The organism is Pseudoduganella guangdongensis (assembly GCF_009857475.1).
GTDB lineage: Bacteria > Pseudomonadota > Gammaproteobacteria > Burkholderiales > Burkholderiaceae_D > Rugamonas > Rugamonas guangdongensis.
Map to the genome: position 1 here is coordinate 180,927 of NZ_WWCJ01000006.1, position 23,496 is coordinate 204,422.

The 23,496-nt window shown below is 65.8% G+C and carries 24 protein-coding genes; 12 read left to right on the forward strand and 12 right to left on the reverse strand.

What is annotated here, in order from left to right:
* Positions 1 to 44: 44 nt before the first annotated feature.
* From GTP41_RS10160 to ybaK, 5 genes are all read right to left on the reverse strand, one after another.
* Positions 45 to 335 carry a DUF427 domain-containing protein gene (locus tag GTP41_RS10160; RefSeq protein WP_161025467.1) on the reverse strand — a complete coding sequence of 97 codons (291 nt, stop codon included), beginning with the start codon at positions 333 to 335 and terminating at the stop codon, positions 45 to 47.
* Positions 336 to 355: 20 nt separating this feature from the next.
* On the reverse strand, positions 356 to 1,399 hold the full coding sequence (locus GTP41_RS10165; RefSeq protein WP_161025468.1) for a sensor domain-containing diguanylate cyclase: 1,044 nt from the start codon (positions 1,397 to 1,399) through the stop codon (positions 356 to 358).
* 57 nt (positions 1,400 to 1,456) lie between these two features.
* Entirely contained in the window at positions 1,457 to 2,107 is a 651-nt protein-coding gene (locus GTP41_RS10170; RefSeq protein ID WP_161025469.1) for a DsbA family oxidoreductase, read from the reverse strand.
* A gap of 6 nt (positions 2,108 to 2,113) precedes the next feature.
* Positions 2,114 to 2,737 (reverse strand): glycerol-3-phosphate 1-O-acyltransferase PlsY, encoded by a 624-nt coding sequence (gene plsY / locus GTP41_RS10175; RefSeq protein WP_161025470.1) that lies wholly within the window; start codon positions 2,735 to 2,737, stop codon positions 2,114 to 2,116.
* A gap of 78 nt (positions 2,738 to 2,815) precedes the next feature.
* Positions 2,816 to 3,307 carry a Cys-tRNA(Pro) deacylase gene (ybaK, locus tag GTP41_RS10180; protein WP_161025590.1) on the reverse strand — a complete coding sequence of 164 codons (492 nt, stop codon included), beginning with the start codon at positions 3,305 to 3,307 and terminating at the stop codon, positions 2,816 to 2,818.
* Positions 3,308 to 3,344: 37 nt separating this feature from the next.
* Between ybaK and GTP41_RS10185 the strand changes: the two genes are divergently transcribed.
* The 3 genes from GTP41_RS10185 to GTP41_RS10195 all read left to right on the forward strand — a co-directional run bounded on the left by GTP41_RS10185 (position 3,345) and on the right by GTP41_RS10195 (position 9,055).
* The gene (locus GTP41_RS10185) at positions 3,345 to 4,304 is read left to right on the forward strand and encodes an endonuclease/exonuclease/phosphatase family protein (RefSeq protein ID WP_161025471.1); all 960 of its coding nucleotides are present in this window, start codon (positions 3,345 to 3,347) and stop codon (positions 4,302 to 4,304) included.
* Between the two features lie 404 nt (positions 4,305 to 4,708).
* Positions 4,709 to 5,923 (forward strand): efflux RND transporter periplasmic adaptor subunit, encoded by a 1,215-nt coding sequence (locus tag GTP41_RS10190; protein WP_161025472.1) that lies wholly within the window; start codon positions 4,709 to 4,711, stop codon positions 5,921 to 5,923.
* A 12-nt stretch (positions 5,924 to 5,935) separates the two neighbouring features.
* Positions 5,936 to 9,055, forward strand: a complete 3,120-nt coding sequence (locus tag GTP41_RS10195) for an efflux RND transporter permease subunit (protein WP_161025473.1) — start codon at positions 5,936 to 5,938, stop codon at positions 9,053 to 9,055.
* A 131-nt stretch (positions 9,056 to 9,186) separates the two neighbouring features.
* On the opposite strand, the gene GTP41_RS27125 is transcribed toward GTP41_RS10195, so the two are convergent.
* Positions 9,187 to 9,360: a hypothetical protein gene (locus GTP41_RS27125; protein WP_202419687.1), complete on the reverse strand. Its 174-nt coding sequence runs from the start codon at positions 9,358 to 9,360 to the stop codon at positions 9,187 to 9,189.
* Positions 9,361 to 9,486: 126 nt separating this feature from the next.
* Here GTP41_RS27125 and GTP41_RS10200 point away from each other — a divergent pair, with 126 nt between their 5' ends.
* A complete protein-coding gene (locus GTP41_RS10200; protein ID WP_161025474.1) occupies positions 9,487 to 10,059 on the forward strand; it encodes a hypothetical protein in 573 nt (190 codons plus the stop codon).
* A gap of 21 nt (positions 10,060 to 10,080) precedes the next feature.
* On the opposite strand, the gene xerD is transcribed toward GTP41_RS10200, so the two are convergent.
* From xerD to GTP41_RS10215, 3 genes are all read right to left on the reverse strand, one after another.
* Positions 10,081 to 10,983 carry a site-specific tyrosine recombinase XerD gene (xerD, locus tag GTP41_RS10205; protein WP_161025475.1) on the reverse strand — a complete coding sequence of 301 codons (903 nt, stop codon included), beginning with the start codon at positions 10,981 to 10,983 and terminating at the stop codon, positions 10,081 to 10,083.
* Positions 10,959 to 11,483 carry a methylated-DNA--[protein]-cysteine S-methyltransferase gene (locus GTP41_RS10210; RefSeq protein WP_371867325.1) on the reverse strand — a complete coding sequence of 175 codons (525 nt, stop codon included), beginning with the start codon at positions 11,481 to 11,483 and terminating at the stop codon, positions 10,959 to 10,961. Before GTP41_RS10210 ends, xerD begins: the two co-directional genes overlap by 25 nt.
* A gap of 329 nt (positions 11,484 to 11,812) precedes the next feature.
* A complete protein-coding gene (locus GTP41_RS10215) occupies positions 11,813 to 12,805 on the reverse strand; it encodes a TRAP transporter substrate-binding protein (RefSeq protein ID WP_161025476.1) in 993 nt (330 codons plus the stop codon).
* A 122-nt stretch (positions 12,806 to 12,927) separates the two neighbouring features.
* Here GTP41_RS10215 and GTP41_RS10220 point away from each other — a divergent pair, with 122 nt between their 5' ends.
* From GTP41_RS10220 to GTP41_RS10235, 4 genes are read left to right on the forward strand one after another with little or no spacing between them, the layout of a single operon-like run.
* Positions 12,928 to 14,904 (forward strand): two-component system sensor histidine kinase NtrB, encoded by a 1,977-nt coding sequence (locus GTP41_RS10220; protein ID WP_161025477.1) that lies wholly within the window; start codon positions 12,928 to 12,930, stop codon positions 14,902 to 14,904.
* 12 nt (positions 14,905 to 14,916) lie between these two features.
* Positions 14,917 to 15,504 carry a response regulator transcription factor gene (locus GTP41_RS10225; RefSeq protein ID WP_161025478.1) on the forward strand — a complete coding sequence of 196 codons (588 nt, stop codon included), beginning with the start codon at positions 14,917 to 14,919 and terminating at the stop codon, positions 15,502 to 15,504.
* A gap of 36 nt (positions 15,505 to 15,540) precedes the next feature.
* Positions 15,541 to 15,996, forward strand: coding sequence for a MarR family winged helix-turn-helix transcriptional regulator (locus GTP41_RS10230; RefSeq protein WP_161025479.1), 456 nt, complete (start codon positions 15,541 to 15,543; stop codon positions 15,994 to 15,996).
* A gap of 4 nt (positions 15,997 to 16,000) precedes the next feature.
* Positions 16,001 to 16,837: a CPBP family intramembrane glutamic endopeptidase gene (locus tag GTP41_RS10235; RefSeq protein WP_161025480.1), complete on the forward strand. Its 837-nt coding sequence runs from the start codon at positions 16,001 to 16,003 to the stop codon at positions 16,835 to 16,837.
* Positions 16,838 to 16,853: 16 nt separating this feature from the next.
* On the opposite strand, the gene GTP41_RS10240 is transcribed toward GTP41_RS10235, so the two are convergent.
* Together GTP41_RS10240 and queG are read right to left on the reverse strand one after the other, a co-directional pair.
* The gene (locus tag GTP41_RS10240) at positions 16,854 to 18,275 is read right to left on the reverse strand and encodes a sensor domain-containing diguanylate cyclase (protein ID WP_161025481.1); all 1,422 of its coding nucleotides are present in this window, start codon (positions 18,273 to 18,275) and stop codon (positions 16,854 to 16,856) included.
* A 51-nt stretch (positions 18,276 to 18,326) separates the two neighbouring features.
* A complete protein-coding gene (queG, locus tag GTP41_RS10245; RefSeq protein WP_371867326.1) occupies positions 18,327 to 19,415 on the reverse strand; it encodes a tRNA epoxyqueuosine(34) reductase QueG in 1,089 nt (362 codons plus the stop codon).
* Positions 19,416 to 19,460: 45 nt separating this feature from the next.
* Between queG and GTP41_RS10250 the strand changes: the two genes are divergently transcribed.
* Genes GTP41_RS10250 through GTP41_RS10265 form a run of 4 tightly spaced genes read left to right on the forward strand, consistent with a single transcriptional unit; the run spans position 19,461 to position 22,426 of the window.
* Positions 19,461 to 19,682: a hypothetical protein gene (locus tag GTP41_RS10250; protein WP_161025483.1), complete on the forward strand. Its 222-nt coding sequence runs from the start codon at positions 19,461 to 19,463 to the stop codon at positions 19,680 to 19,682.
* A 3-nt stretch (positions 19,683 to 19,685) separates the two neighbouring features.
* Positions 19,686 to 20,171: a tRNA (adenosine(37)-N6)-threonylcarbamoyltransferase complex ATPase subunit type 1 TsaE gene (gene tsaE / locus GTP41_RS10255; RefSeq protein ID WP_161025484.1), complete on the forward strand. Its 486-nt coding sequence runs from the start codon at positions 19,686 to 19,688 to the stop codon at positions 20,169 to 20,171.
* Positions 20,135 to 21,676, forward strand: coding sequence for an N-acetylmuramoyl-L-alanine amidase (locus tag GTP41_RS10260; protein WP_161025485.1), 1,542 nt, complete (start codon positions 20,135 to 20,137; stop codon positions 21,674 to 21,676). The genes tsaE and GTP41_RS10260 overlap by 37 nt, the downstream gene beginning before the upstream one ends.
* 9 nt (positions 21,677 to 21,685) lie before the next feature.
* Complete coding sequence (locus tag GTP41_RS10265; protein WP_161025486.1) at positions 21,686 to 22,426, forward strand: D-hexose-6-phosphate mutarotase; 741 nt, start codon at positions 21,686 to 21,688, stop codon at positions 22,424 to 22,426.
* Here the strand turns inward: GTP41_RS10265 and GTP41_RS10270 are convergent.
* A complete protein-coding gene (locus tag GTP41_RS10270) occupies positions 22,410 to 23,477 on the reverse strand; it encodes a carbonic anhydrase (protein ID WP_161025487.1) in 1,068 nt (355 codons plus the stop codon). The genes GTP41_RS10265 and GTP41_RS10270 overlap by 17 nt on opposite strands.
* Positions 23,478 to 23,496: the final 19 nt, after the last annotated feature.

Consider the following 23,496-nt stretch of genomic DNA (forward strand, 5'->3'; position numbering starts at 1 on the left):
AAGTGGACAATGTCCACTTTTCTTCCTGACCCCAAGACGGACAATTAATGCTGTACCTCAACGCCGTGCCAGAAGGCGATGCGGTCTTTGATGTTGTGGGCGGCGTCTTTGGGGGCGGGGTAGTACCAGGCGGCATTGGCGTTGACCTTGCCGCCCACCACCACGTTGTAGTAGCTGGCGACGCCTTTCCAGGGGCAGAGCGTGCTGTGTGTGCTCGGCTGCAGGTATTCCTGCCTGACCCGGGCGGGTGGGAAATAGATGTTGTTCTCCACGATCTCGACTTCGCTGCTGTCCGCTTCAGCGATGACGGCGCCATTCCAGATTGCCTTCGGCATGCATGCTCCCCTTTTCCTGGTCAACCTTCTACACGGTTGCGGCCGTTGGCCTTGGCGCGGTACAGGGCGGCATCGGCTTGCTTCAGCAGCATTTCGGCATCGTCCACATCCATGTGGTTGAAGGAGCCGATGCCGAGGCTGGCCGTGACCGCTACCGTGCGCGCGCCGGCGCTGTGCAACTGGGCTTCGATCCGCGACCGCAACGATTCTGCGAACTTGCGCGCGCCATCCGGCGGCGTGTTCGGCAACAGGATACACAATTCTTCCCCGCCGTAGCGTCCGGCGACGTCGATCACGCGCACATTGTCGCGCACCAGCTTGCCGATCGCGGCCAGCACTTCGTCGCCCACCTGGTGGCCGTGCTCGTCGTTGATGCGCTTGAAGTGGTCGACGTCGATCATCACGGCCGACAGCGGGGTGCGGAAGCGGCGCGTGCGCGCGACTTCAAAGCGCAGCCGGTTCATCAGCGAGCGGCGGTTGTGCAGGCCGGTCAGTTCGTCGGTGGTGGCCAGCATTTCCAGCTCGTCCATCGAGGCCTTCAGCGCTTTCTCGTTGGCGCGCAGTTCGAGCAGGGCCATGACCTGGCGCGCCAGCTTGCGCAGCATGTCGCGCTGTCCGCTGGACAGGCAGCCGGCCTTGGTGTTCATCACGCACAGGGTGCCGATCGCGTAGCCGTCGCTCGACACCAGCGGCACGCTGCTATACATGCGCATGAACGGCGCTTCCACGGTGAGCGGCATGGCGGCGGTGCGGGCGTCCTTGCTCAGGTCGCAGATTTCGGTGGCGTCGTCGCCCAGCACGGCCAGCGAACAATAGCATTGGCCGCGCGGCAGGGAATCCACCGCCAGGCCGCTGAACGATTTGACGAACACGCGCTCGGCATCGACCAGCGAAATGAAGGCGTAGGGCACGTCGCACACCTTGGCGGCCAGCTCGGTGAGGAAGGTGAAGTCGTCGCCCGAGGTGGCCTCGAGCGCGTCGTAGCGGTGCAATGCGGCCAGGCGGCTTGGGTCGTCCGTTGGCCGAGGGTACAGCGTCGTGATCGTTTGTTCTGCGGCTGACATGCTATCTCTCCCTGTTACTTCCTGAAGTGTAACAAGGTTGTAACACGGATAATAGTGTTATTTTAAAGATACTATTTGCCGCAGGGCGCGTTCGAACGCTTCCGGTGGTTGCCCACCAGAAATCAAGTGGGTTTCGTTGATGATCACGGCCGGCACGGAGTGGATGCCGTTGCGGTGGTAGAACTGCTCCATATCGCGGACTTCCTGCGCGTAGCGGCCAGATGACAGCACTTGCACGGCTTCCGCCTCGTCCAGGCCGACCTTGCCTGCCAGCTGCACCAGCAGGGTGCGCGAGCTCGGATCCTGGCCGCGCGTGAAATAGGCCTCGAACAGGGCCTTCTTCAGGGCGCGTTGCCTGCCGTGCTCACCGGCCCAGTGCAGCAGGCGGTGGGCGTCAAAAGTGTTGTAAATCCGGCTGCGCATGCCCATGCCGAAGTCGAACCCGACCTCGGCGCCGCGCTGGCGGATCATTTCGCGGGTTTGTTCCTGCTGGGCCGGGCTGGCGCCGTATTTCTGGCGCAGGTGCTCGGTGATGTCCTGCCCTTCCGGCACCATGTGCGGGTTCAGCTCGAAGGGCTGGAAGTGGATCTGCGCCTGGACGCTGTCGCCCAGGCGGGACAGCGCGAGCTCCAGGCTATTCAGCCCGATCGCACACCAGGGACAGGAAACGTCGGAAACGAAGTCGATGCGGATCGGGGTGGGGGTCATGGTGGTCTAGGCCTTTTTCTTGGCTTTGCTGCCGATGCGGCTTTCCTTGCCAGCTATCAGGTTAGCAATATTTTTGGCATGGCGCCAAATCAGCAGGCCGCTCATGGCCAGCACGGCGGCCAGCTGCGGCTCGGCGCCGAACATGAGGCCATAGCCGAACGGAGCAAACACGGCGGCGATCAGGGCCGCCAGCGAGGAATAGCGGAAGGCATAGGCCACCACCAGCCAGGTCACCAGGGTCGCCAGGCCGAGCCAGACGTTCAGGGCCAGCAGCACGCCCAGTGCGGTGGCCACGCCCTTGCCGCCGACGAACTTGAAGAACACCGGCCACAGGTGGCCGATGAAGACGGCGATCGCCACCAGGGCGATGGTCTGGTCGGCACGGTCGCCCAGGCCCAGTTGCAGCTGGAAGTGGTCGACCAGGAACACCGCCAGCCAGCCCTTGAAAGCGTCGCCGGCCAGGGTCCAGATAGCGGCGCCCTTGTTACCGCTGCGCAGCACATTGGTGGCGCCGGGGTTGCCGGAACCGTAGGTGCGCGGGTCGGCCAGGCCGTAGAACTTGCTCACCACCACGGCGAAGGAAATCGAGCCGATCAGGTAAGCGGCAATAATCAGAAGCAAAGTAGTCATAATTCCCCGGGAAACTCGTTGTTTTTATATGGGCTGGGACTATACACCATACCGCGCACGGCGGACGATGCAATATTGTCAATCAGCCAAGGCGCACTGCACCGCCTTGGCGCCCAGCACCTCGCGCAGCACGCCGGGCTTGATGCCGATCAGGAAGCCGCGCCGGCCACCATTGATATAAATCGTTTCCAGGGCAAGGATGCTTTCCTCCACGTAGACCGGCATGGCTTTCTTGGTGCCGAAGGGCGAGGTGCCGCCCACCATGTAGCCGGAGTGGCGCTGCGCCACCTCGGGCTTGCAGGGCTCGACCGATTTGCAGCCGATATTGCGCGCCAGGTTTTTGGTGGAGACCTTGCAGTCGCCGTGCATCAGCACAATCATGGGCTTGGCGGCTTCGTCTTGCATGACCAGGGTCTTGACCACGTGGTGTTCGTCCACGCCCAGTTCGCGCGAAGAGACGGAGGTGCCGCCATGCTCTTCGTACTCATATGGATGCTCGGAAAATGGGACTTTGTGCTTGCGCAGCAAAGCTGTCGCGGGAGTTTCGGAAATGTGCTCTTTTTTTGCCATGCCGTGATACGCTAGTGCCATAGAGGAGCTTCTCATTATGCAGCAAGAAATCCGCTTTGCCACCTTCAACGTCTGCAACCTCGCCCCGCCCGGCGCGAAACTGTACGACAACCTGCAGCCGCTGACGGCGCAGGAGTATGAGGCCAAGGCGGAGTGGACGGCGCAGCAGCTGGACCAGCTTGACGCGGACGTGATCGGCTTCCAGGAAATCTTCTCGCAGGAGGCCTTGCGCGATGTCCTGTCGCGCACCCGCAAGTACCGCGACGCGGTGCATGCCGGCTTCGACCCCGATCCCCATGCCACGCGCCTGACGCCCAATGTGGCGCTGGTGTCGCGCCTGCCCCTGCTGGGCGCGCCGACGGTCTATGCCAATTTTCCCGAGGGCGTGCCGGCCGATCCCGGCGTCGGCGAAACCGACCGTTTTGCGCGCGCGCCGCTGCATGCCCAGGTCATGCTGCCGAACGAGGTGGTGGTGGATGTGATCGTGGTGCACCTGAAGTCGCGCCGCCCGGATTACCGCAGCGGCGACACGGTGGAGGACCCGCTGCACCTGGCCATGGCCAGCCTGCGCTCGCTGGTCTGGCGCGGGACGGAGGCGGTGGCCTTGCGTGTGCTGCTGAGCAAGATGATGCGCGAGACGCGCCGGCCGTGCATCGTGCTGGGCGATTTCAACGATACGGCCGATGCGGTGACCACCACCATAGTGCTGGGCAACGGCGGCGGCCTGATGCCGGGCGACGAGCGGCGCGGGCGCATGTACGACGCCAACCAGATCCAGCTGCGACAGGACCATTTGCGCCATGTGGCCTACACCAGCATCCACGAGGGCCACTATTCGACCATCGACCATGTGCTGGTGTCGGAGGAGTTCAACCCGGCCTCGCCGCGCGCGATTGGCGAGGTGCTGGACGTCAGCTATTTCAACGACCACCTGCGGCAGGAGCGGCCCGAGGTTTCCGACCACGGGCAGGTGCTGGTGCGGCTGCGGCTGCGCTAGCGGGCTTCTCGTCCGTTGTCACGAACCCGATCGGCCGCTTGGCCGGCACCTCCGCCGGCCGCGCCATCTGACGCAACACCTCGACTATCGCCCGTAAATCCGCTTACGCGAATAGCAGAGATCGGGTGAACTTCAGCCGGGCGAGGTGGTCACGATTTGTGACCACCTCCTGCTTATGTGTCATTGCAAGACTCCTTGGCCAGGCGGGCGGCATACGCCATTCTCCCTGCTTCCTTAAGCGTAGGCTTTTGCGCCAGATCAAAGGTGCGCCTCTTCCCCGCTTTTTGCATTTCAACCTGCCGTTTTTGCGCTTCATCGCATTTGCATGGCCGCGGCACTTGTTAATACCTACAGTGTCACCATCGCAACCCGCGCCAGCGGACAACATTATTTAAGAGGCAACAATGAGCCCACAACCTGTGCACCTGAAATCCCCGCGACGCTGGCGCCTGCCCGTCATCGGCCTGGTTGTATTGGGTCTGGCCGGGGGCGGTTGGAGCATGATGAAATCGCAGGCCAAGCCGGCCGCGGCGCCCAAGGACAGTGCGGCGGCCAAGGCGGCGCCGGTGATGGAGCTGGCCAATGCCGACGTGGCGCCGATCGCGGCGCGCCAGCTGTCGGTCGGCTTGCCGCTTTCCGGCTCGCTGATTCCGGTCAGCCAGGCCACCATCAAATCCAAAGTGTCCGGCCAGGTGCAGGAAGCGGCGCTGCGCGAAGGCGTCGCCGTGCAGGCGGGCCAGGTGCTGGCCCGGCTCGACCAGGCCGACCTGAAAGCGCGCCTGCAGCAACAGCAAGCCATGCTGGATGAGGCGCAGGCGCGCCTGAGCATGGCGCAGAAGAACGAATACAACGCGAACGCCCTGCTGTCGCAGAAATTCATCTCGCAAACCAGCTTCGACACCACGGCCAATGCCGTGGAGCTGGCGCGCGCCAATGTCAAATCCGCTTCCGCCATGGTCGACCTGGCCCGCATCGCGCTGAACGACAGCGTGATCCGCGCCCCGATCAGCGGGATCATCTCCAAACGTCATGTGCAGGCGGGCGATAAAGTCGCGCCTGACATGCCCGTCTACACCATCGTCGGCCTGAACGAGCTGACGCTGGAAGCCCAGGTGCCCACCACCGATATCCCGCGCGTGAAAGTCGGCCAGGAAGTGCGCTTCCACGTCGACGGTTTCGCCAAGCGCGAATTCAGCGGCAAGGTGGCGCGCATCAACCCGACCACGGAGGCCGGTTCGCGCGCCATGCTGGTATACGTGAGCGTGTCCAATGCCGACGGCGCCCTGCGCGGCGGCATGTTCGCCAAGGGCAGCCTGACCACCGAGAAGGGCCGCGAGGCGCCGGTGGTGCCGCTGGTCGCCCTGCGCCAGGAAGCCGGCAAGCAGGTGGTGTACACCGTGGTCGATGGCGCCGTGGTAGCGCAGCCGGTCACCCTGGGCCTGCGCAGCGACGACGAGGGCGTGGCGGAAGTGAGCGAAGGCCTGCAGGCCGGCGCGCAAGTGCTGGTGGCCAAACTGGAAGGCCTGAAGCCGGGCGCCAAGGTCAAGCTGCCGCACGAGCAGGCGGCGGGCGCCCAGCAGGCGGCCAAGCCGGCCGCGCCGGCAGCCACCAAGGGCTAAGGGGAGAGCGCCATGTGGATCACCAAGATCTCGATCCGCCATCCCGTCTTTGCCACCATGGTGATGGTGGCGCTGATGGTGCTTGGCATCTTCTCGTACAAGGGCCTGGGCGTGGAAGCCATGCCGAACGTGAGCTTCCCCTTTGCCGCGATTGAAGTCAGCTACCCGGGCGCCTCGCCGGAAGCGGTGGAGAACGACATCACGCGCCCGATCGAGGACATCGTCAACACCGTCAGCGGCATCAAGAACATCCGCGCCAACTCGTGGGAAGGCAAGTCCGGCGTCTACCTGGAATTCGAGCTGTCCACCAATATGGACCGCGCCATGCAGGACGTGCGCGACAAGATCGCCCTGATCCGCCCGCGCTTCCCGCGCGAGGCGCGCGAGCCCTTCATCGCGCGCGAAGAAGGCGAGAACAACCAGCCTATCGCCAACCTTGTCATGACCTCGGAGACGCGCAGCCTGCGCGACCTCTCCACCATGACCGATCAGCTGATCGCCAAGCGCTTCCAGGGCGTGCCGGGCGTGGGCCAGGTGCGCGTGTCCGGCACCACCAAGCGCCAGATGCTGGTCAGCCCGCGTCCGTCCGATATGCGCGCCCATGGCGTGGGCGTGGACGAACTGGTGCGCGCCATCCAGTCCACCAATACCAACCTGCCGGCCGGCCGCATTTCCGCCGACGTGTCGGAGTCGCTCGTGCGCGTCGAGGGCAAGCTGAAACAGGCGCACGAATTCAACAAGATCATCGTGGCGCGCCGCGCCAACGGGCCGGTCTACCTGGAACAGGTGGCCGACGTGGTGGACGGCGAGGCGGAGGAGCAATCCATCGCCCGCATCAACGGCCAGCGCGGCATCTCCCTGGAAATCACCAAGGTGCAGGATGCCAACGTGGTGGAAGTAGGCAACGGCGTCTCCAAGGTCGTCGAGAACCTGCAGAAGACCCTGCCGGCCGACATCAAGCTGCGCATCCTGGAAAACCAGGCCGACCGCGTGCAGGCCCAGTTGGACAACGTCAAGCGCACCATCATCGAAGGCGCCGTGCTGACGATGGTGATCGTGTTCTTCTTCCTGCACTCCTGGCGCTCCACCGTGATCACCGGCCTGACGCTGCCGATCGCGGTGCTGGCCTCCTTCATCGCCATGAAGGCCTTCGGCTTCACGCTCAACTTCCTGACCCTGATGGCGCTGTCGCTGTGCATCGGCCTGCTGATCGACGACGCCATCGTGGTGCGCGAGAACATTGTGCGCCACCTGGGCTTCGGCAAACACCACCGCAAGGCGGCGGAAGACGGCACCAATGAGATCGGCGTGGCCGTCATGGCGACCACCTTTGCGATTGTCGCCGTGTTCGTGCCGGTGGCCTTCATGGACGGCCTGATCGGCCGCTTCTTCCTGCAGTTCGGCGTGACGGTGACGGTGGCGGTGCTGGTGTCGCTGTTCGTCTCCTTCACCCTGGACCCGATGCTGTCCTCGGTCTGGCACGACCCGGTCAAGGACCGCTTCAAGTACGTGCCGTGGCTGGGCCGCATCATGGACAAGGTCGAGCATGGCGTGGAGCGCGTGCACAAGCTGTATGCCCGCGTGCTGGGCGTGGCGCTGAACTGGCGCAAGACCACCCTGGCCACCGCCTTCGCGCTGTTCTTCGGCAGCCTGCTGCTGGTGCCCATGATCGGCGGCGAAATGTTCCCCAAAACCGACGAAGGCTGGATCAATCTGCAGTTCAAGGTGCCGGTCGGCTCCAGCCTGGAATACAACAGCGCCAAAGCGGCCCAGGTGGAACAGATCCTCAAGGAATTCCCGGAAGTCGTCTCCGTGCAAACCACGGTCGGCACCTGGGAAGGCCGCCACGCCACGCGCCTGAACCTGAAGCTGTCCGACATCAGGAAAACCAAGCGCCGCTCGCAGGAACAGCTGGAGCAGGCCATGCGCGCGCGCCTGGCGTCCGTGTCCGGCATCACCCAGTCGTCCGGCAACAAGCCGATTTTCATCGCCATTCTCGGCACCGACGAGGCCAAGCTGGAAGCGGCCGCGCAGGAGCTGATGGCCAAAATGCGCAAGATCAAAGGCGTGGCCGACCTGGAATACAGCCAGGAAGGCGCCAACCCTTCCGTCACGCTCAAGATCAACAACGAGCTGGCCAGCGACCTTGGCCTGTCGGTGCAGCAGATCGGCGCCGCCGTGCGCCCCTTCGTCGGCGGCGACACGGTCAGCTACTGGCTGGCCAACGATGGCCAGAACTATGAAGTCAATGTGCAGCTGCCGAAATCCGGCCGCCAGCGCGTGTCCGACCTGGCCGACCTGTCGCTGGCCTCCAGCAAGGTCGACGCCAACGGCAACCCGATCATGGTGCCGCTGCGCCAGGTGGTGGACTTTGTGCCCTCCTTCAGCCCGCAAGTGCTGAAGCGCCAGGCCCTGCAGCGCCGCGTGGCGATCTACGCCGCGCACGAGGGCCGCCCGGGCGGCGATATCGACGCCGACGTGAAGAAAGCCATGGACGCCATGAAGCTGCCGGACGGCGTGCGCTTCGACGTGGCCGGCAATGCGCAGCAGATGGCCGAAACCATGAACGGCGCCGCGATGGCGCTGGGCATCGCCATCATCTTCATCTACCTGGTGCTGGCCTCGCAGTTCGGCAGCTACCTGCAGCCGATCGCCATCATGGTCTCGCTGCCGATGTCCCTGATCGGCGTGCTGGCGGCGCTGCTGGTGACCGGCTCCACGCTCAATGTGTTCTCCGTGATCGGCGTGATCATGCTGATGGGCCTTGTCACCAAGAACGCCATCTTGCTGGTGGACTTCACCAACCACGGCCAGCGCGAAGGCAAGTCGCAATACGAGGCCATCATGGACGCCGGCCAGGTACGCCTGCGGCCGATCCTGATGACCACCCTGGCCATGATCTTCGGCATGCTGCCGATGGCGATTGGCCTGGGTGAAGGCGGCGAGACGCAAGCCCCGATGGGGCGCGCCGTGATCGGCGGCGTGATCACCTCCACCCTGCTGACGCTGGTGGTGGTGCCGGTAGCCTACACCTATCTCGACAGTTTCGGCAAACGCGCCAAGCGCTGGCTGCGCCGCGGCCAGCACGACGACGCCCCCGCCGACGCCAGCCAGGTGGCCGAAGCCGCCTGACCAGTTTCGCCCGAACAGTCCCTGCGCAGCGGGGACGTGACGGCACCCCCATTCGGGGTCAGGTCTGGCCATCCGACAGTTGTTGCGCTAAGCGCAACAATGTCCGATGGCCAGAGCTGACCCCGACGCTTCTAATCCGACGATGTCGTGTCTGTTTCGCTCGTCTCGTAGCCGGCCTCGTCGGCTTCCTGCTCGCCGGCGGGCTGGGTTTTGGCGGCCAGCTTCTTCTGCGCCTTTTCCTCGGCCTTGCGCTTCTTTTCCAGCTCACGCTGGCGCTTTTCGTACTGGAAATTCGTTTTTGCCATTTGCAGCCCCTCCTTTGATGGTGTCGAGCAATGGTGACTCCGGTGCGGGCCCGCGCGTTTGATCCATGTCAAACTCCATCCCCTCGAACATCAATAGTTTACATGTTCCACACCAAAGGAGGAGATATGCAGAACGACCGCAACCAGCAGGGCCAGTCGATGGCGCCTGCGATCGACTACCTGAACCAGGTGCAACGCATCTATTTTGACTCCTGGCGCCGCTGCGGCGACGCGGGCGTGCGTTGGACCCGGGATGCAATGGACGAATGCAGCCGCATCGGGCAGGACATCCTGAATGCCCCGCTTAGCCATTATCAGTCGCTCGGTGAAAAACTCGGCAATTATCAACAGGACATGCTGCACATGATGACCGATGCGCAGGCGGCGCTGGCGCGCAGCCTGAGCGAGAGCACCCACGCTACCGCCGACCTGGCGCGCGAAATGGCCGAGCAGCAGGCGGACCAGATCGCGCGCGGCAGCCGGGAACAGGCGGATGCCTGGCGCGAGCAGGCCGGCCAGGCGGCTGGGCAGGCGCGCGAGCAGGCGCAAAACATGCAGCAGGCACAACATGGGCAGCATGCCCCCGAGCGCCACGAAGGCGGCGCGGACAAGCGCCACTCCGGGACCGAAAAAGGCGCGGCGGGCGGCAAGGGCGGGCAGGACAAGCTGTCCAGCGTGCACCAGCGCGCCGGCACTTAAGCCGTGCGCCAGAGCGTCCTGTCAACCGCGCGGGTGATGCTGGGCATGCAGTTGCTTCAGGCGCTCGCGCGCCACATGGGTGTAAATCTGGGTGGTGGAAATGTCGGCATGCCCGAGCAGTAGCTGCACCACGCGCAAGTCGGCGCCGTGGTTCAGCAAGTGGGTGGCGAAGGCGTGGCGCAGGGTATGCGGCGAAAGCGGCACCGTGATGCCGGCCTTGGCCGCCTGCTTTTTCACCACCACCCAAAACATTTGCCGCGTCATCGGCCCGCCGCGGCCGGTGACGAACAGGGCGTCGTCCTGCTGGCCGTTGAGGATGATGCCGCGCGCCTCGCGCAGGTAGCGCTCGATCCACAGGCGCGCCTGTTCGCCGAACGGCACCAGGCGCGTTTTTGTGCCCTTGCCGGTGATGCGCAGCACGCCGTCGTTCATGCTCAGCTCGAGCGTTTTCAACGCCACCAGTTCCGACACGCGCAAGCCGCTGGCGTACATCAGCTCCAGCATGGTGCGGTCGCGGATGCCGAGCGGCGTGCGCAGGTCGGGCGCGGCCAGCAGGGCTTCCACCTGGCTTTCGCTCAGGGTGTGCACAAAACGCAGCGCCTGCTTGGCGGAGGCCATGCGCAGGCAGGGGTCTTCCGCGATATAACGCTGGCGCAGCGCGCGCTGGTAGAAGCGCTTGAGTGCGGACAGGCGACGGTTGGCCGAGCTGGCCTTGGTATCCGCGTGGCGCGCGGCGAAATAGGCTTGCAGGTCGGCGCTGCCGGCGCCGTGCAAGCCAGCCACGGCGGGACGGGCCGTCTCCAGCCAGTGGGCAAACGCGGTCAGGTCGCGCCGGTAGGCGTCCAGCGAGTTTTTCGACAGGCCATCCTCCAGCCACAGGCTGTCGCAGAACTCGTCGATCAGAGCAAGGTTGCTTGCTGCCATTGGTACTCTTGGTGTCCTTCGTGCGCCAGCAGCCAGCGTTTCACGCCCAGGGTGTAGCCGTTCTGGTCGTCGCTGCCGGCGAAACCGCCCAGGCCGTCGGCCGCCATCACGCGGTGGCAGGGCACCAGCGGCGGGAAGGGATTGCTGCGGCAAGCCTGGCCCACGGCGCGTGCCACCGAATCCAGGTGGCGCGCCAGCTCGCCGTAGGTGCGCACCTGGCCGCGCGGGATATCGCGCAGGGTTTGCCACACGCGGCGCTGGAATTCGCTGCCGCGCAGCGCCAGCGGCAGGTCAAAGCGGTAGTCGGCGTCGTCGCAATAAGCCTGCAGCTGGCGCGCGGCCTGCTCGGCCAGCGCGTTGGCGGGCGCCTGCTCCGGCGTGGCGGCGGGCAGGTAAAACATTTCCGTCACCACCGCGCCGGCCGTGCCGATGCCCATCGCGCCGAACGGCAGGTGGATGATGGCGGCGAACTCCCGGCCCCCTTGTTGTATTTCCGTCACGGTTGCTCCAAAAGAACTGTGGCATTCATGCTACACCAGTGCGCCAGGATAGGGCAAAAAAAAACGCACCCGAAGGTGCGTCTTGAGTACTTTTTTTCACCTCCCCGGCCGTTTAACCTCGCTTATGGCGGGGCTAACAGCATACTGTCAGGCGGCGCGTCTCCTCTATGTATCCGCGGCATTGCTGCCTGCTTTTTCTTCTTCACTCCCCGCTAAAACCGTGTCCTTGGCCACCATGGTGCATGCTGCACCGTTCAGGGGCGTCGCCATAGTAACCGATCTTTTTTCAAATATCGTTATTTATTTTCAGCAACTTGACAGGAGCGGAGTTACTTGGCTGTTTCGCGGTTGATGGCCTGGATCAGGTCCTTGCCGATGCGTTCTTCGACCTGTTTTTGCACCGGCAGCAGCGCATTGCGCCACAGCGCCTGCTCGTGCGCGCTCAGGTTGTACAGCTGCGTTTTGCCGGAGCGCCGGATCGCTTCCAGCGCCATATCGTTGTCGCGCTGGGCGATGGCTTTTTCATACGTCGTGGCTTCCTTCATCGCGCCTTCCAGCTGGCGGCGGATGTCGGCCGGCAGGCCGTCCCAGAACTTCTTGTTGACGATGACGGCGTAGCCCAGGTAGCCGTGGTTGGAGACGGTCAGGTGCGCCTGCACCTCGTGCATCTTCTGCGTATACATATTGGAGGGCGGATTCTCGGTGCCATCCACCACCCCGGTCTGCAGCGCCAGGTAGGCTTCGGAGAAGGCCAGCGACTGCGGAATGGCGCCCAGCGCGCGCATTTGCGCGTCCAGTACCTTGGACGACTGGATGCGCATCTTCAGGCCCTTGAAATCGGCCGGCACGCGCAGCAGGCGGTTGGCCGACATGACCTTGAAGCCGTTGTCCCAGTAGGCCAGGCCGGTGATGCCCTTGGCTTCCAGCTTTTTCAGCAAGCCCTTGCCGATCGGCCCTTCGGTCACGTTGTACAGCGCCGTCTTGTTGGGAAAAATATACGGCAGGTCGAAGACTTCGAATTCCTTCACGCCCAGCGGGCCGAACTTGGCCAGCGAGGGCGCCAGCATCTGCACCGCGCCCAATTGCAGGGCTTCCAGCTCTTCCTTGTCCTTATACAGGTTGCTGTTCGGGTACACCTGCACTTTCACGCGGCCGCCGGTGGCTTTTTCCGCCAGCAGCTTGAAACGCTCGGCCGCCTGCCCCTTGGGCGTATCGGGCGCCACCACATGGCTGAACTTGATGACGATGGGCGCCTGGGCCAAGGCTTGGGACGTGACAAGGACGGCCGCGCCGAAGGCGGCCAGCAGTGGCTTCAGTAGCATGGCGTCTCCCGGCGATATTTGTGCATTATTATTCTCAACATACATTGTGCTCAGTGAAATATTGGCACACAACTGTGGAAACCCACAATACAAGTGGCAACAGGATTCGCTACCCTCGGCGCATGACCAAACGTTTTTTCCTGCCCTCCCCCGTGCGCTGGCTGCTGCCGGTGGTCCTGGTATTGCTGTTTGTCGCCATCGTCTTCTGGCTGCCCTGGCAGGCGCGCCAGCTGGAAAGCACCGAGCGGCAGGAGCAACTGATCGCCGATACCCTGTGGGTGGAGCAGTCGATCCGCTTCCAGCTCGGGCGCCATGAGGAAGGCCTGCGCAGCCTGGCCAACGATATCGCCGGCGGCCGCCTGGCGCCGGGCGAGGTGCAGCAGCGCCTGGCGCGCATGCTGAAGAACGGCGCGGAACTCAAAAGCGTGCTGCAGCTGGCGCCCGACGGCCGGGTGCTGGCCGCCAGCGCCCCCGCCCCGGTGGCGCCCGATTCCCATGTTGCGCTGAGCCAGGCCTCGCTGATGGCGCAGGAGCGGGCGCGCCGCTCGCGCAATCCGATCTACGCCGAGCCCGAGCCGCGCCTGGCGGCCGGCGGCGCAGCGCCGGCGCTGGAGATGGAGCTGTACTTCCCCGTCTACCGCGGCGAGGAGTGGCTGGGCAGCCTGGTCGCCACCTTCCAGCTCGGCAGCCTGCTGGATGAAATGGTGCCCTGGTGGTTCGCCCAGGATAACCAGATCAGCCTGCTCGACCGCGACGACAATGTGCTGGCGCGCCGCACCTCGGCCGGCCCGGGCCACGGCGTCTACACCCACAAGCGCGCGCTCGACCTGCCCGGCGCCACCATCACCCTGATGACCGACAGCGTGAAGGCCGAGCCCAAGCTGCTGCCCAACCTACTGGTCGGCTCGGTGGTGGCGCTGTCGCTGGCCCTGCTCTGGAGCCTGTTTGCGCTATGGGGCCACATTTCGCGCCGCCTGGCGGCCGAGGGCGAGCTGCGCCAGCAAATGGCCTTTCGCACGGCGATGGAAAACTCGCTGGTGACCGGCTTGCGCGCGCGCGACCTGGAGGGCCGCATCACCTACGTCAACCCGGCCTTCTGCCAGATGGTGGGCTACCCGGCGGAAGAGCTGATCGGCCGTCTGCCGCCCATGCCCTACTGGGCGCCGGACGTGATGGCCGAATACCAGCAGCGCCTGGCCGGCGTGCTGGCCGGTTCCTTCACGCCGGAGTTCGAAACCCTGTTCCAGCGCCCGGACGGCACCCGCATCCCGGTGCTGATTTTCGAATCGCCGCTGGTGGATAAGGAAGGGCGCCACACCGGCTATATGGGCTCCATCCTCGACATTTCCGACCGCAAGCGCATGGAGGAGCTGAACCGCCAGCACCAGGAGAAGCTGCAAGCCAGCGCGCGCCTGGCCACCATGGGCGAAATCGCCTCCATGCTGGCGCACGAGCTGAACCAGCCGCTGGCAGCCATTTCCAGCTACACCACGGGCGCCCTGAACGTGCTGGCGCGCGGCGGCGACGCGGCCACCCTGAAGCCGGCGCTGGAGCAGGCCGGCGCCCAGGCCCAGCGCGCCGGCGCCATCATCCGCAGCGTGCACGAATTCGTCAAGAACCGCGAATCGGAGCGGCAGGACGTGGCGCTGCAGTCCATGCTCGACAGCATCCACGCCCTGATCGAGCTGCAGGCGCGCCAGCACCAGGTCTCGCTGCAGGTGGAGCTGCCGGCCGCGCTGCCGCAGGTGCGCGCCGACCGCATGCTGATCGAACAGGTGCTGCTCAACCTGACGCGCAACGCGATCGAAGCCATGGCCGATGTGCCGCCCCTGCAGCGCGTGCTGCGCGTGGTGGCGCATCATGACGCGCCGGCGGCGCAGGTGGTGGTGCAGGTGATCGACCATGGCCATGGCATCCCGCAGGACGTGGCCGAGCGCCTGTTCTCGCCCTTCTTCTCGACCAAGGCCGAAGGCATGGGCATGGGCCTGAACATCTGCCGCACCGCGATCGAATTCCACGGCGGCACGCTGAGCCACCGCGGCAATCCGCAAGGCGGTACCATATTCACATTCACGCTGCCCGTGGCGGGCGGCGTATAAGGGAGACACCCCATGCTACATATCGTTGACGACGAGGCCGTCGTGCGCGACGCCCTGCTCTGGCTGGCGTCCTCGCGCGGCATCGCCGCCACCGCCTACGACGGCGCCGCCCCCTTCCTCGCCTTCGTGCAGGCCGGCGCGTTCGACACGCAGGGCGACTGCGTACTGCTCGACGTGCGCATGCCCGATACCAGCGGCATCGCCGTGTTCGACCAGTTGGCGGCGCGCGGGCTGACGGCGCGCCTGCCGGTCATTTTCCTGACCGGCCACGGCGACGTGCCGATGGCGGTGGACACCCTCAAGCGCGGCGCCTTCGACTTCTGTGAAAAACCCTTCAACGACAATCAGCTGATGGACCGCGTGCAGGAAGGCCTGGCCGCCTCGCGCCAGGCCAGCGGCAAGGCGGCGGTGCAGGCGCGCCTGGCCACCCTGTCGACGCGCGAGCGCGAGGTGCTGGACCTGATCCTGGCCGGCAAGATGAACAAGGTGGTGGCGGACGAGCTGGGCATCTCGATGCGCACGGTGGAAGTGCACCGGGCCCACATCTTCGACAAGATGCAGGTGAAGACCGCGGTGGAACTGGCGGGCCTGCTGAAATAATTACATAAGCACTTATATATATGCTATTCTGGGTCCATGAAACAAGGACTCGGAACCCAATTACGCCACCTGATCGAGCTGCTGGACGGCGCGGTGCAGGAAGCCTACGCCGAAGCCGGCCTCGATTACCGCCCGCGCTACACGCCCGTGATGCGCGCGCTGGCCGGCGGCCAGCCGCACACCGTGAGCCAGATCGCCGCAGCGGCCGGCATCACCCAGCCCGCCGCCACCCAGACCGTGGCGCTGATGATGAAGGAAGGCTGGCTGCTGGCGCAGGCCAGCCCCAGCGACGCGCGCCAGAAGCTGCTGCTGCTCAGCCCGCAGGGCAAGCGCCTGCTGCCCAAGCTGCAGGCCTGCTGGCGCGCCACCGCCGCCGCCGCCGATGGGCTGGACGCCGAGCTGCCGCATCCCCTGTCCGATATCCTGGCGCGTGCCATCGCTGCCCTGGAACAGCGCCCTTTTAGCGAACGAATCCGCCAGGCCAAGGAGTAGAACCATGCAACAGACCATCCCTGCCCTGCCGCGGTTGACGCTGCGCGCGCGCTTCACGCGCCACCCGCTGGTCCGCATCGTCGCCGGTATCGCCTGCGTGCTGCTGCCGCTGGTGCTGACCATGGCGCTGGCGCAGAACCTGGTGCCCAAGGAATGGCGCCTGGCCTGGCCCTACCTGCTGGCAGCCGCCCTGTGCCTGGCTGGTTACCGCTTCTTCGTGCGCCGCTTTGAGCAACGCGCGGCCAGCGAAAGCGCGCTGCAAGGCGCCGCGCCCGACCTGCTGCGCGGCCTGGGCATCGGCGCCGTCGTTAGCGTGATCGTGGCCGGCGCACTGGGCGCAGTGGGCGCCTTCAGCATTACCGGCAGCACGTCCATCCTGGCTGCATTCAAACCGCTGCCGGAGCAGGTCATGGTGGCCATCATGGAGGAGTTGCTGTTCCGCGCCGTCCTGTTCCGCCTTACCGAGGAACGCTGGGGCACGCGCACTGCGCTGGTGGTGAATGTGCTGCTGTTCGCCCTGGCCCACCTGCCCAACGAGCACGTCACCGCGCTGGCGGTGCTGAATACCGGCGTCGCCGGCCTGGGTTTCTGCGCCGCCTGGATGCTGACGCGCCGCCTGTGGCTGCCGGTCGGCATGCACTTCGCCTGGAACTATCTGTTCGACGGCGTATTCGGGGTGCCGGTGTCGGGCCATGCGGCGCGCGGCTGGCTGCAAGTGCAGATGTCCGGCCCGGAGTGGCTGGCCGGCGGCGCCTATGGCGTGGAAGCTTCAGTGGTCACCCTGCTGGTATGGTGCGCAGCTGCGGCGTGGGCGCTGCGCCGCGCCACCTGGCGCGCTTAAGGATACACCGGGGCGCTCAGGCTCCCATCACAGCCTGGTTGCGGCCGCCCTGCTTGGCGCGGTACAGCGCCTGGTCGGCGCGCCGCACCCATTGCTCATAGCTCGCCTCGTGCTTGTCGCTGACGGCGATGCCCAGGCTGATATGGCAGCGGAACACCTGCCCGTCGTGGCAGATCTCGCTGGCCGCCACCCGTTCGCGCAGGCGTTCGGCAAACACGAAAGCGCCCTCGCGCCCCGTTTCCGGCAGCACCACCAGGAACTCCTCGCCGCCGTAGCGCGCCGCCACGTCCACCTCGCGCATCACCGAGCGGATGCAGGCGGCCAGCGCGCGCAGGGCCGCGTCGCCGCCCGGATGGCCGTAGCTGTCGTTGACCTGCTTGAAGTGGTCGATATCGAGCAGCACCAGCGAGGACACATGGCCCGAGCGGCGCGCGCGCTGCCATTCGGCGTCCAGCAGGCGGTCGGCAGCGCGCCGGTTCAGCAGGCCGGTCAGGGCATCGGTGGTGGCCAGGCGTTCCAGGTCGCTGTTCATGCGCCGCAGCTCGGACAGCAGGCCATCGGTCGAGGCCTGCCAATGCGCGAACAACTGGTAGCCGAAGAAGGCGATGGCCACGATGATGGCGGCAAACACCCAGTAGAAAATCCACACCGTCTGGCGGAACACGGGCAGCGCCGCCGCCTCGTTCTCGGCCAGGTGGATGGTGACGTAGCCGTAAATCAGCACGCCCGCCGCCACCGCTGCCAGCATGCGCAGCACCGAATAGCGCGAGCCGCCGCGCCGCTTGCGCATCAGCGCTTCGCGCGCCTCCTGCCAACGCGCCACGCGCGGCCACAGCAGCGCCGTGGCCGGTCCGCCGATCAGCAGGCATTGCAGGAAAGAGCCGATCCACCAGCCCTGCCAGATCGGCAGGTGCGCGCCCGGCGCCAGGTGGTTGGTGTAGCTCCAGATCAGCGCCCCGGCCGAACTGAAAATGCTGCCGATGAAACTGAGCTGGGCGAAGAACAGGATGGAGGTCAGGCTGCGCAGGTCGCGCCCGACGGCAATGGCGCGGTAGCCCGCCACCATCATGGCAAAGCCGAGCGGGTTGGCGCCGGCGAACAGCAGGGCCCACTGCAAAGGCATGCCGGCATACAGCGCCAGTGCCAGGGTGGAGCAGTAGGCCGGAACGGCGCCCCACCACCAGCCCAGGGTCAGCGACAGCAGCAGGCACACCGGCAGCGGCGGATACAGGGTGACATAGGCGGTGACGCCGCCGATGTCGAACGGCAGGCCGGACCAGCTCCATTTGACGCTGGCCACGCCGAGCGCCATGCACAGCAGCAGCAACAGCAGCCAGCCGCCGAAAATGGCGCGCCGCTCGGTTGCGCTGCCGTGGCGCCAGACCTGCCATGGCGACAACTCGCGGTAGCTGCGCACTGCTTCTGCAAATGGAGACAATTCAAGACTCGGACGTTGAACCAGGAACGCCCATTATGCCCGAGCTGCAGGCTAGCGGTGCTGGCCGAGGGCCCACGCCACATGCTCGCGCACCAGCGGCGAAGGATGCGCGAGGCGCGCCTGCAACGCCGCCAGGATGGCGGCATCGCCCTTGGCGCCCATACCGGCAGCGTTGCCCAGGCCGACGGCCAGGTTGCGCAGCCAGCGTTCGTGGCCGATGCGGCGGATCGGGCTGCCCTCCATGCGGCGGTTGAATTCCTCCTCGCTCCAGGCGAACAGCTCGATCATGCCGGCGCTGCCCAGGGCGTGGCGCTCGTCGAAGTCGGGCAGCGTGGCGCGCTGGGCGAACTTGTTCCAGGGGCAGGCGGTCTGGCAGTCGTCGCAGCCGTAGACGCGGTTGCCCAGCAAGGGCCGCAGGTCTTCCGGGATGGCGCCTTTCAGCTCGATGGTCAGGTAGGAGATGCAGCGGCGCGCATCGAGCTTGCCGGGGGCGAGGATGGCCTGGGTCGGGCACACATCGATGCAGGCGCTGCACTGGCCGCAGTGGGCGCCGGTTGGCTCGTCCACCGGCAGCGGCAGGTCGACCAGGATCTCGCCCATGAAGAACATGGAGCCGGCGCTGCGGTTGATCAGCAAAGTGTGCTTGCCGCGCCAGCCCAGACCCGATTTTTCCGCCAGCGGCAGCTCCATCACCGGCGCCGAATCGGTGAACACACGGTAGCCGAATTCGCCCACGGCGGCGCTGACCTTGTCGGCCAGCTGCTGCAGGCGCGCGCGCAGCACCTTGTGGTAGTCGCGGCCACGGGCGTAGACGGAGATCACGGCCTGCGTGGGGTCGGACAGGCGCGCCGTCTCGCGCTCGCGCCAGTGCTCGTCGGCGGCGCCGGGCAGGTAGTTCATGCGCGCGGTGATGGCGCGCACGGTGCCGGGCACCAGCTCGGCCGGGCGGGCGCGCTTCATGCCGTGGCTTGCCATATAGTCCATGTCGCCGTGCATGCCGGCGTCCAGCCAGGCTTGCAGGCCCGCTTCATTGGCGGACAAGTCGATGTCGGCGATGCGCACTTCCGCAAAGCCGAGCTCCCGCCCCCACGCCTTGATGCGGCTGGCTAATTCGTCTAAATTGGCTTGAGGAAGGGACACGGCCTTACAATGCGGGAAACTCCAAACCACCATTTTAGCCTTCTAATGAAGAAATTGACATGCGCCGCGCTGTTGCTGGCCGCCGCCGCGGGCCAGGCGGCGCCGCTGCCGGCGCAAAGCAGAACGCACAGCGATGGCCGCACGGAGCTGGACCCGGTCGATCCAAAGGCGGTCAGCGAAGAACAGCGCGTGGCGCTGGGCGTGCCGCGCCTGCAGGATGAAATGGCGCGTATCGCCGCACAAAACAAGAACCTACAAGCGAAATAGAGAATGCAGCACTTTAAAACCCACCTCCACGACGAAGCCGGCACCGCCGCCCTGGGCGCGGCGCTGTCGCGCGCCCTGCTGCCCGGCATGGCGATCTACCTGCACGGCGATCTGGGCGCCGGCAAGACCGCCCTCACGCGCGCCCTGCTGCACGCGGCCGGCCACGTGGGTCCGGTGAAAAGCCCGACCTACACCTTGTCCGAACCCTATCGCGTGAACATCGACGGCAAGCCCGCCAGCGTGGTGCACTTCGACCTGTACCGCATGGGCAGCCCGGAGGAGTTCCTCGACGCCGGCTTCCGCGAGGATTTCAACGGCGAGAACGTGTGCATCGTCGAATGGCCGGAAAAAGCCGACGGCGTGTTGCCGCCGCCGGATCTTCATGTTTACCTCTCTGTAGCCGGGGCGGGACGTGATGTAGAATTGCAGCCGTCTTCTGCCCTTGGTACGTCATGCCTGCAACGCCTCCAATTCGCCCCAAACATGTAAGCCGTCGTACGGTGCTCAAGGCCGGCGGCACGCTTCTGCTGTCGGTGTTCGCGCCGAGCGCCGCGCAGGCCGCGCAAATCCTTGCCGTGCGCGTCTGGCCGGCGGAGGACTACACGCGCGTCACGCTGGAAAACGATACCGACCTGAAGACCACGCACTTCATGGTCAAGGACCCGACGCGCCTGGTGGTCGATATCGAGGGCCTGGAACTGAACCCCACGCTGAAAAGCCTGGTCGCCAAAATCCAGTCCAACGACCCGTACATCAAGCAAGTGCGCGTCGGCCAGAACCGCCCGAACGTGGTGCGGCTGGTGTTCGACCTGAAGGAGGAAGTCAAACCGCAGGTCTTCACCCTGGAGCCTGTAGGCACCTATAAGCACCGCCTGATTTTCGACCTGTATCCGGTGAAAGCAGTCGACCCGATCGCCGCCCTGATCGAAAAAGGCGAATGGTCGCAGGACGACAAGGAGCCCGCCGCGCCGCAGCCCGGCCAGCCCGCCATCGCCGGCCGCCAGGCGGCCCAGGCCGGCCAGCCCAACGCCGCCGCGCCAGGCAGCGCCCCCAGCCAGCCCGTACGCGACGGCGCGTCCACCCCGCCAGGCAACCAAAGCCAGCCCGCCATCGCCGGCCAGCCCAGCGCACCGGGACAGCCTGCCGCCGCCACGCCAGGCACCGTCGCGCCAGGCACCGCGCCATCGCAATCGCCCGCCATCGCCGGCAAGCCCGCCCCTGCCGAGCAGGACCCGCCGCCGGCAAGCCACAAGCCAGCGCACAAGAACGCGCCGGACAAGATGGTGCGCATGCTCACCATCGCCCTCGACCCCGGCCACGGCGGCGAAGACCCCGGCGCCATCGGCGCGCGCGGCAGCCGCGAAAAGGACATCGTGCTGGCCATCGCCAAGCGTCTGAAAGACAAACTCGAAGACCACCCGAACATGCGCGTCATGCTGACCCGCGACGGCGACTACTTCGTCCCGCTCGGCAAGCGCGTGGAAAAAGCCCGCAAGGTCGACGCCGACCTGTTCATCTCGATCCACGCCGACGCCTTCGTCAAGCCAAGCGCGCGCGGCTCCTCCGTCTTCGTGCTGTCGGAAAAAGGCGCCACCTCCAGCGCCGCGCGCTGGCTGGCCGACAAGGAAAACCAGGCCGACCTGATCGGCGGCGCCAACTCCAAAGGCCACGACCCGCAGCTGGCCAGCGTGCTGTTCGACCTTTCCACCACGGCCCAGATCAACGACAGCATGAAGGTCGGCAAAGCCGTGCTGGGCGAGATCGGCGGCATCAATAAGCTGCACAAAGGCTCGGTCGAGCAAGCCGGCTTCGCCGTGCTGAAAGCGCCCGACATCCCGTCGATCCTGATCGAGACCGCCTTCATCTCCAACCCGGAAGAGGAAGCGCGCCTGAACGACAACGAATACCAGGACAAGATCGCCGAAGCCATCGTCAAAGGCATCCGGCGCTACTTTGCCAAAAACCCGCCGCTCGCCAAGAACCGGCTCACTTAAGGAACGCGCATGAACGAAATCCGCATCTCCAGCCCCGACGGCGCCGCTGCCACCATCTCCCTGTTCGGCGCGCACCTCATGTCGTGGAAGACTGCGGACGGCAAGGAACGCCTGTTCCTCAGCCAGCGTTCCGCGCTCGACGGCAGTGCCGCGGTGCGCGGCGGCGTGCCGGTCATCTTCCCCCAATTCGCCACGCGCGGCGACGGCCTGCGCCACGGTTTCGCCCGCACCGCCACCTGGCGCGCCGTCGGCCAGGGCGACAGCTGGGCCGAACTGGCCCTGGCACAAAGCGACCTGCCCGCCGCCACCTTCAAGACCTGGCCGCGCGCCTTCGAACTGCGCCTGCGCTTCGAATTAAAGGGCAACACCCTCGCCCTGCGCTACATCGTGCGCAATAGCGGCATGCAGGACTTCCAATGGGCGGGCGCCCTGCACACCTACTTCGCCGTCGCCGATTTCGCGCAAGCCACGCTGGACGGCGCACGCTTCGACGGCGCGCTGGACGAAATCCGTCCCGCCACGCCGGTGCTGCGCCTGGACACCGGCGCCGGCACGCTGCAACTGGAGCAGCAAGGTTTTTCGGAATGGGTGGTGTGGAACCCGGGCGCGGAAGGCGCGGCGGCCACCGCCGACATGGACGACGGCGACTTCCGCCGCTTCGTCTGCATCGAGCCGGCCCGCGTCGACAAGCAAGTGCTGGCGGCCGGCGCCGAATGGACCGGCCATCACACCATTAGTTTGATTCCTTGATCATGCGGCCGGAGCCGGCCTGCACCGGGCGCGCATTGAAGGGGTAGAGGCGGCTGAACAAAGCCAGCTGCGAAGGCGAGGCCTGCACCGGCTCCTTCATCACCAGCCACAGCACGCCCTCGGTGCAAGGCGGCGTGGTCAGCGAGCCCATGAAAGTATAGTAATCACGGCGCTGCGGCAGCAGGTCGTTCGGGTCCAGCACGATGGACGGCGTGGCCGTATCGCCCTTCTCCAGCGGCAGGTTGTTCCACACGGTCTGGATGGTCGGCTGCGGCTTGCCGCGCTCCAGCAGCAGCGCCAGCACCGCCAGCTTGCCCTCCACATCCTTGTGCACCAGGTGCACCACCATCTCGAAGCCCTTGCCGTTGATACGCTCCTCGGCCGGACGATGGAAGTGGAACTGCTGCAGCTCATAGGTGCGGCCCGCCACGCTCAGGTAGTTGCCCGGACCAACCGCCACCTGCACGGTGTGGCCGTTGTCCGTTACGCTGAAGCCGGACGGACGGTAGTCGAAAGCGATCTGCTCCAAATCCACCTTCATGCCGTCGCGGATATCGATCGGCGACTGGCGCGTGCCGGTCGAGCATTTGGTCCAGTCGGAATTGATCTTATGCCAGTTGGACGGGCCGAATTCGCCCTCATACGTCCAATGCGTGCCATTCGCGCGCGGCGGCGGGGCCTTGGCCGCCACGACAGCGGCGGCGGCTTTGGCCGCCTGCTGCTTGCGCGCCTTCTCCGCGGCGGCGAAGCGGGCCGCCTGGTTGGCGCGCATCTCGGCCAGGCGCTGGGCGATTTTCTCGGACAGTTCAGCCTCGGCGCGCGCCTCCTCCTCGCGCTGCGAGACGGCGCTCTTGCGCGCCGGCGGCACGTACTTCGGCTTTTCGGACGGTTTGGCGCCCTGCTCCATGGCCGCCTTGTCCGCAGCAGCAGCGGCGGCCAGGTTCGGGCGAATATTGGGCACACCTTTCGACGGCGCAGGGGCCGCAGGATCGGCGGCACTGGCTGTCCCCATCACGAGGCAGCAGGCCGACAAGGCGATCAAGTTACGCATGTTAAATCCGGAGGAGAGA